This window comes from Dietzia sp. B44 (assembly GCF_014145245.1).
GTDB classification, from domain to species: domain Bacteria; phylum Actinomycetota; class Actinomycetes; order Mycobacteriales; family Mycobacteriaceae; genus Dietzia; species Dietzia natronolimnaea.
On sequence record NZ_JAALEF010000135.1, the window covers coordinates 1 to 5,967 of the forward strand.

Annotated in this window: 5 protein-coding genes; 3 read left to right on the plus strand and 2 right to left on the minus strand. The window is 70.2% G+C overall.

Annotated elements, in window-relative coordinates; all coding sequences use genetic code 11:
* Nucleotides 1-160: 160 nt before the first annotated feature.
* Nucleotides 161-1,633, minus strand: a complete 1,473-nt coding sequence (gene gnd / locus G6017_RS05275) for an NADP-dependent phosphogluconate dehydrogenase (protein WP_179525228.1) — start codon at nucleotides 1,631-1,633, stop codon at nucleotides 161-163.
* 296 nt (nucleotides 1,634-1,929) lie between these two features.
* Here gnd and G6017_RS05280 point away from each other — a divergent pair, with 296 nt between their 5' ends.
* A complete protein-coding gene (locus G6017_RS05280) occupies nucleotides 1,930-2,694 on the plus strand; it encodes a hypothetical protein (RefSeq protein WP_182616261.1) in 765 nt (254 codons plus the stop codon).
* 174 nt (nucleotides 2,695-2,868) lie between these two features.
* Nucleotides 2,869-3,285, plus strand: coding sequence for a PaaI family thioesterase (locus tag G6017_RS05285; protein WP_179525230.1), 417 nt, complete (start codon nucleotides 2,869-2,871; stop codon nucleotides 3,283-3,285).
* Nucleotides 3,286-3,430: 145 nt separating this feature from the next.
* Here the strand turns inward: G6017_RS05285 and G6017_RS05290 are convergent, their stop codons facing one another.
* Complete coding sequence (locus G6017_RS05290; protein WP_179525231.1) at nucleotides 3,431-4,855, minus strand: NAD(P)/FAD-dependent oxidoreductase; 1,425 nt, start codon at nucleotides 4,853-4,855, stop codon at nucleotides 3,431-3,433.
* 224 nt (nucleotides 4,856-5,079) lie between these two features.
* Between G6017_RS05290 and G6017_RS17285 the strand changes: the two genes are divergently transcribed.
* Nucleotides 5,080-5,967: class I SAM-dependent methyltransferase (locus G6017_RS17285; protein WP_182616263.1), on the plus strand; the 888-nt coding region annotated here is incomplete at its 3' end.

The window sequence follows — 5,967 nt, forward strand, 5'->3', positions numbered from 1 at the left end:
GCGACCGCGAGGAGGTCGCGGCCCGCGACGGCGTCGTCGAGCGCGGCGATCTGGATCGCGCTCGCCGGGCCGTCGACGACGGTGGAGACGGCGTGTCTGACCGGGACCGCGACGCCGAGCCCGGCGAGTAGACGGCCCAGATCGGTCCGAGCCGGCCCGGTCAGGCCCGCACCTCCGTACGGTCGCCGCTCCACTGAGTGTGGAAGCTGCCCTCGCGGTCGGTCCGCAGGTACGTGTGGGCGCCGAAGAAGTCGCGCTGTCCCTGGATGAGCGCGGCGGGCAGTCGTTCGGTCCGGAGCCCGTCGTAGTAGGCCAGGGCCGCGGAGAACCCGGGCGCCGGGATACCCGCGGTCACCGCCGTGGTGACGACGCGCCGCCAGCTGTCGACGCAGTCGGCGAGCGCCTCGGCGAAGTAGGGGGCGGCCAGGAGAGTGGGGAGATCGGCGTTCTCCGCGTAGGCCTCGCGGATGCGGTCGAGGAAGGTGGCGCGGATGATGCATCCCCCACGCCAGATCGTGGCCAGGTCACCCCTCGCCACATCCCACCCGTACTCGGCGGTGGCAGCGGTGATCTGGTCGAATCCCTGAGCGTAGGCGATGACCTTCGACGCGTAGAGCGCGCGCCGGACGTCCTCGATGAACTCTGGGCCGGTGCCGCTCGGGGTCGACACCGCGCCGGAGGGCAGCGCGCGGCCCGCCTCGCGCTGCGGTACCGAACTGGACAGGGCGCGGGCGAAGACGGCCTCGGCGATACCGGTCACCGGGACTCCCAGATCCAGTGCGGACTTGACCGTCCAGCGGCCGGTGCCCTTCTGGCCCGCGCGGTCGACGATCACGTCGACCAGGGGATACCCGGTCTCGGCGTCCACCTGGGCGAGCACCTCCGCGGTGATCTCGATCAGGTAGGAGTCGAGTTCGCCGGTGTTCCACTCGCGGAACACCTCGGCCATGGCCGCAGGCTCGATCCCCGCCACACCGCGCAGGAGGTGGTACGCCTCGCCGATGAGCTGCATGTCCGAGTACTCGATCCCGTTGTGCACCATCTTCACGAAGTGACCGGAACCGTCCTCGCCGATGTGGGTGCAGCACGCGGTCCCGTCGACCTTGGCGGAGATGTCCTCGAGCATGGGCCCGACGACCTCGTAGCTGGAGGCCGGGCCACCCGGCATGATGGACGGGCCCTCGAGGGCGCCCTCCTCGCCGCCGGAGATCCCGGCGCCGATGAACCGGATCCCGCGGTCGGCCATCGCCTTCTCCCGGCGGATGGTGTCGGTGTAGAGGGAATTGCCCCCGTCGATGATGATGTCGCCCTCGTCGAACGCCTCGGCGAGGGCGTCGATCACCGCGTCGGTGGGTGCCCCGGCCTGAACCATGACGAGCGCACGTCGCGGCGACCGGAGTGCGGCGGCGAACTCCTCGATGGTCTCGGTGCGGACGAAGTCCCCGTCCCGGCCGTGCTCGTCCAGGAGAGCGTCGGTCTTGCCGGCGGAGCGGTTGTGTACGGCGACCGTGTACCCGTGGCGGGCGAAGTTCCGTGCGATGTTCGAGCCCATCACGGCGAGTCCGGTGACTCCGATGTCGGCGGTCCCGTTGGTGTCTGAGGTCGGCTGCGCGTCCTCGCGCTCAGTACTCATGTGTCTCAGAGTAGTCCACGGGTTCCCGGGCAGTGGACCTGCATCGATGGGGGAGACGGGCCGTCCGGCGGGCATCCGCGAACCTGAGTGTTTGCTGACAGGTCAGTGGTGCACTGAGTGCAACGATTGCCGGAACCGGTCCGAAACCCTTGGTTGTACGAGGTGGTGTGTTGTATCACTTATTACCGGGCCGGGACACCGGTGCACCCGCGGAACGGGGGGAAACGCGCCGCGGTGTGGCGCCGGTGTGCAGGCGGCCCGAGTGAGAAGTGATCAGCGAGGGGGAAGCAGCAGACATGACCAGCTCCATGCTGCCCACACAGATCGTGGGTACGCGCACGGTGTTCGACGACACGGTCGAGATACTCGCCGGGTTCAGACCGGGATACCCGAAGTTCTACTCGATCGCGGATCTCGGTACCCAGTCCCGCCGCCGGTGGGTTCCGCTGGAGCGTGCGGTGGACGGCGGACGTGTCGAGACGATGTTCCGCAACTACTTCGCGGAGTCCGGGGACATCCGGTTCTCGACGTACCTCGTCGCCGACGCGTTCGCCCACGGGGTGATCGGCCGGGCGGTCGCGAGCTTCGTCACCATCGGCCGGGTGTGGGACACGGGTGCGGAGAACCTCGCGGTCCGCACCGACATCGAGGGAGGGCTCGACTGGGCGGGCGTCCGGGACACCACCTTGCGACTGCTCTGTGATGATCCGTCCGCGGGTTCGCCGGGGACCGTTGTCCTGCCGTGCGAGCAGGCCCTCGCGCAGTGGCTCGCCTGCCGGTCACGCATGACCCTGAGTCCGGTGTTCGACGATCTCTCCCGCGTGAGCAACTGCAGCGTCGACACCCTGTGGTCGGTGGTCGGGGAGTGCGTGCTGGGTGCCGCGACGATCGTCCCGACCTTCGCCGACACGAGTGCGGAGACCGGATACCGCCGCGGACAGCTGGTGCTGCAGGCGCTCCACGACTCAGGTCTGGCGGTACGGAGGCGCAGCGCCCTTCCGCGAACGCCCGGATCGGGACCGATCCCGGTGCGCGACAGGGGTTGGCGCTCGGTCCGCTGATCCCGCCTGACCCGGCTCGGTCCGCTGATCCCGCCTGGCCCGGCCCGGCCCGCTGGGCCCGGCTGACCTGACCTGACGCGCGTGACCCCGCACGGCTCGGCTGCGCGGACGCGGAGGCGCGGTAGCGTCGGTACCCGAATCGCCCGGACAGCCCGGGCCGGGAGAAGAGGTCCGATGTCCGACGCGGTCGAGAACGAGTTCATCCAGTTGATCCGGGGACGGTCCGGAACCGGTTTCGGCGGCGGGATCGGCATCGACTACCGGGAGATCACTCCCGACAGGGTCGTGGTCTCGGTCGACATCGCGCCGCACCTGCACCAGCCCTACGGGATCGTCCACGGCGGCGTCTACTGTGCCATCGCCGAGGAGGTCGCGAGTGTGGCGGGCGCGGTGTGGCTCGGTGGTGAGGGCAAGGTGGTCGGGGTCAACAACTCGACCGACTTCCTGCGGGCCGTCACCGAAGGCACGCTCACGGCGACCGGTACCCCCGTGCACCGGGGACGCAGCCAGCAGCTGTGGCGTGTCGAGATCACCGACGACGAGGGGCGACTCGCTGCCGTGGGTCAGGTCCGGCTGGCGAACCTCCAGTAGGCCCGGTCGCCGGGCGAGAAGCCCTGTCCGGCCCGGGGCGCGCGGCGACAACCGGGGCAGAACAGCGAGAGCGCCCGGCGGGATGTCCCGCCGGGCGCTCGTCCCGGAACCGATCGACTCGCCGAACCGGCTGAGTCGTCGCTCCTCAGTCGCCGATCGACGTGGTCTCCACGGCCCGGTCGCGGGCCTCCTCCGCCGAGCGGGCCTTCTCATGGGCCGCCACCCGCTCGATGGCCTGTCGACCGTAGACCCACTGTTGCGTGGAGGTCAGCTGGGAGCGGTGGTCACCGCCCATGTGCATTCCCCAGGAGAACATGGTGGTCAGGCGGTTCTTGAACCCGATGAGGTACGCGAGGTGCACCACGAGCCACATCACCCAGGCGATGAAGCCGGAGATCTCCAGCCTGCCCACCTTCACCACCGCGCTGTAACGCGACACGGTGGCCATGGAGCCCTTGTCGAAGTACTTGAACGGCGGTCGCTCGGCGGGGGACCTGCCCTTCTCGACCTCGGCCATGATCTGCTTCGCGGCGTACTTGCCGCCCTGGATGGCGACCTGTGCGACGCCGGGGAGCTTGTCGAGACTCATCATGTCGCCGACGACGAAGATCTCGGGGTGCCCGGGCAGCGAGAGATCCTTCTGCACCAGGACCCGTCCCGCGCGATCGATCTCGGCCTCCGTCTGGTCGGCGAGCATCTTGCCGAGCGTGCTGGCCTGGACGCCCGCGGACCAGATCTTGCAGGTGGCGTCGATCCGGCGGACCGAACCGTCCGGGTCCTTCACCTCGATCCCGCGCTGGTCCACATCGGTGACCATGGCGTTGAGCTGGATCTCGACGCCCATCTTCTCGAGCCGGGCCCGAGCCGCGTTGCCCAGTTTGTTGCCGAACGGCGGGAGGACGGCGGGGGCCGCGTCCAGGAGGATCACCCGGGCGGAGGCGGGATCGATACGGCGGAAGGTGTTCTTCAGGGTGTGCTGGGCCAGCTCCGCGACCTGCCCGGCCATCTCGACACCGGTCGGTCCCGCGCCCACGATGATGAACGTGAGGAGGCGGCGGCGCTCCTCGTCGTCCTCGGTGACCTCCGCCTGCTCGAAGCAGCCGAGGATCCGGCTGCGCAGTTCGAGGGCGTCGTCGACGGTCTTCATGCCGGGGGCCCAGCGTTCGAAATGGTCGTTGCCGAAGTACGACTGATTGGCGCCGGCGGCCACGATGAGGCTGTCGTACTCGAGGTCGAACTTGATGTGACCTGCCGAGGCGTAGACCGTCTTGGCGGCCACGTCGATCTTGTTGACGTCACCGAGGATGCAGGTGACGTTCTTCTGATCGCGCAGGATGAGCCGGGTGGGCGGGGCGATCTCGCCCACCGAGAGGATGCCGGTCGCGACCTGGTAGAGAAGCGGCTGGAAGAGGTGGTGCCCGGTCTTGGCGACCAGGGTCACGTCCACATCCGCCTTCTTCAGTTGCTGGGCCGCGAAGAGCCCGCCGAAGCCGGACCCGATGATGACGACTCGGTGCCGGCGTCCGGCCGGTGCGGTGGCGGTGACCTGGTCGTGTGCGGGCTCGGTCATGGCGGCTCCTGGTGAAGGTGAGACTGTCGTGGTGAGCGCGGGGCTCGCCGATCGGGTCCCCGGGCGGGTCACGCGCGGGAACGAGTCCCCAGGGTAGTGGTATGCGGTAGCCGGTGCACACGTAGTGGGCTCGCCGCGGTGAACGCTCCCCCCGTCGCGCCTGACCCGCCCGGGCGACGTGCGGCGGTACCGTCCCACTGACGACACCCCTGAGGAGGGACCCGGTGGTCAGACTCGAACCGCAGACCGTCGACCTCGATCGTTGGCCCGCGCTCGCGGAGCCGGACGGGATGGGCGGACAGGCCGCGGGGGAGGTCGCCCAGGCCCTGAGGAGGTCGACCAGGGACCTCGGTCTGAGGATCGACTACCCGGATTCGACGGCGGCGGGCGAGTACGACGCCCCCGTCCGAGTGGTCCTGCGGGAGCCCGAGCGCTTCTGGGCGCGCCTCGCGTCCGCCGGGGTGCTCGGCCTGGGAGAGTCCTACATGGCCGGTGAGTGGACGACCACCGACCTCGGCGCGGCCATAGGAACCCTCGGCCCGTGGATCGCGGGGAACTCCGACTGCGCCCACCCGGGTGAACGAGCCTATGGGCGCGACGGTCGCGGGAGCCCCGGTGGTGGGCGACGGCGCGGGGGACCGGTGGTGGTGGAGCTCGAGGATTCCGTTCCCGGTGCGCTCACCTCCCTCTACACCGACGAGACGATGTCGACGGCGGGCGCCGTGTTCGCCTCCGGTGCACGCACCCGTGCACGGATGGAGGACGGGACCGACGTGGTCCACCTCGAGGTCCCGGCGTCGCCCCCCCGGCGCAACGACCTGGGGGACGCCCAACGGCGGTCGGCCGACACGCTGCTCACCCTTGCCGGCGTCGGGGCCGGCACCCGGGCCCTCGTCGCCACTCCCGGGTGGGGTGAGTTGCCGATGCGGGCCGCCGAGCGCGGGGCACACGTACGGACGATGACCTCGTCGACCGAGCGCCTGGCGGCCCTCGGGTCGAGATTCGCCGCGGCGGGGCTCGACGACGAGATCACGCTCTTCCTGGGCGGGCCGGCGGACGCGCGGGGGAAGGTCGACGCGGTGGTCGCGGTCGATCCCGGGGTCACGGCGGGA